The organism is Streptomyces sp. NPDC058459, assembly GCF_042721685.1.
GTDB lineage: Bacteria > Actinomycetota > Actinomycetes > Streptomycetales > Streptomycetaceae > Streptomyces.
Window position 1 is genome coordinate 1 of record NZ_JBHXLV010000396.1, and the last position, 2,078, is coordinate 2,078.

Below are 2,078 nucleotides of genomic sequence, written 5' to 3' on the forward strand. Positions count from 1 at the left end.
GCCCGGGACCGCGCGGTGTCATGCCGGGCGGACGCCGAAGGAGACGGCGGTGGCGCTGAGCGGGAAGGCGTCGGGGCGGTTCAGCAGGCCCTCCGGCGCGCCGGGCTCCAGCAGGATGGCGAGCGTCCCGACGTCCTCCGCGTCCGGGGTTTCGCCCACGATGTCCCGCAGCCGGGTCAGATGCGCGTGCAGGTAGCCGCGGACCACGCCGTCCAGCGGAGCAGGCAGGTCCAGCAGCGTGGTGAAGGCGCCGACCCGGGTCAGGCCCGCCCGGCCCGGGTCGTGGACCTGATCCGCGAGGCCGCCCCGGCCTGACGCATTCCCCTGCGGGGACGCTCCGTTCCCCCTGGACGACCCACGGCCGCGTGAACGAAGCCCTCGCCGGGGCCCGGGACCATCGCGTCGCCCCTCGGGGACGCGGGATGGCCTCGCCCTGTGGGTGCCGGAGCCCCGGCCCGGTGTTCAGCCGCCGACAGGGACAAACGACTGCCCCCGGAGGCGGGCTGACGCTCGGCCATCCGGAACGGCTACTGCCGCTTCTACGCGGTTCCTTGCGCGTCTCCGTCGGCGTCTTGACGCATTTGGTTCAGACCTTTAGATTCCGGCCCGAGGATCGACTGATCCCCCGTCAGCCACATCCGGCGGTTTCCGGCGCGTGCGCGGCACACGCATGAACATCGGGCCCGTACCGCACCCAGCGCCGCACCTCCCCCACACCGCCGCATCTGGGACCCGGCGGACCAGCGCCGCCCCGCTCGTCTCCGGACGGCACCGACAGGCCCCCGGCCGCCCGGCCCTTGCACCTCATCCCCAGCACGAGGAGCGAACGATGGACAGACTCACGACCGGACGTGTGCCGTCCGGACCGCACCGCAGACGGTTCCGCTACGGCCGCGCGACGGTCGGCGCCCTGATCGCCGCCCTGCTCACCGCGTTCTTCACGGTCACTCCCGCGCACGCGGCCGACGGGCAGATCACCGGCCTGGCCGGCAAGTGCGTCGACGTGGCCGCCGCGAACTCTGCCAACGGCACGCCCGTACAGCTCTACGACTGCAACGGCACCAACGCCCAGCGCTGGTCCAACCCCGGTGACGGCACGCTACGCGCGCTCGGCAAGTGTCTGGACGTGGCGGGCGGCAACACCGCCGACGGCACCCCGGTCCAGCTGTGGGACTGCAACGGCACCGCCGCGCAGCAGTGGGCGCTGCCCGCCGCCCGGGACATCGTCAACCCGCAGGCCGACAAGTGCCTGGACGTGACAGGGAACAACTCGGCCAACGGCACCCGGCTCGAGATCTGGACCTGCGGCGGCGGCGCCAACCAGAAGTGGAACGCGCCCGGCGCGGGCGGTGGCGGCGGGGGCAACCCGTCCGGGTTCGTCGTCTCCGAGGCACAGTTCAACCAGATGTTCCCGGGCCGCAACGGCTTCTACACCTACAACGGGCTTGTCCAAGCGCTCAGTTCGTACCCCGCCTTCGCCAACAGCGGCAGTGACACCGTCAAGCGGCAGGAAGCGGCGGCCTTCCTCGCCAACGTCAACCACGAGACGGGCGGGCTGGTCTACGTCGTCGAGCAGAACACCGCCAACTACCCGCACTACTGCGACTGGAGCCAGCCGTACGGCTGCCCGGCGGGCCAGGCCGCCTACTACGGGCGCGGGCCGATCCAGCTCAGCTGGAACTTCAACTACAAGGCGGCCGGTGACGCGCTCGGCATCGACCTGCTGAACAACCCGTGGCTGGTGCAGAACGACTCGGCGGTGGCCTGGCGGACCGGTCTGTGGTTCTGGAACACCTCGACCGGGGCCGGCAGCATGACCTCGCACAACGCGATGGTCAACCAGGCCGGGTTCGGGCAGACCGTCCGCACCATCAACGGCTCGCTGGAGTGCGACGGCCGCAACCCCAGCCAGGTGCAGAGCCGGGTGGACGCCTACCAGCGGTTCACGTCGATCCTGGGCGTCAGCCCCGGCGGCAACCTGTACTGCTGAGGAAACCCCCCACACGACCGCGGGCCGGGAGAATGTTCCCCGGCCCGCGGTCAGCCATGTCGGGCCCTCTCCCCCGACGAACGGCCAC

Annotated in this window: 2 protein-coding genes; one reads left to right on the forward strand and one right to left on the reverse strand. The window is 71.6% G+C overall.

Annotated features, from left to right (window positions below; all coding sequences use genetic code 11):
* Positions 1-18: 18 nt before the first annotated feature.
* Positions 19-207: a hypothetical protein gene (locus ACFWN1_RS33035; RefSeq protein WP_384370383.1), complete on the reverse strand. Its 189-nt coding sequence runs from the start codon at positions 205-207 to the stop codon at positions 19-21.
* A 622-nt stretch (positions 208-829) separates the two neighbouring features.
* On the opposite strand from ACFWN1_RS33035, the gene ACFWN1_RS33040 reads away from it, so the two are divergent.
* Positions 830-1,990, forward strand: coding sequence for a glycoside hydrolase family 19 protein (locus ACFWN1_RS33040; RefSeq protein WP_384370386.1), 1,161 nt, complete (start codon positions 830-832; stop codon positions 1,988-1,990).
* The last annotated feature ends 88 nt before the right edge of the window (positions 1,991-2,078 follow it).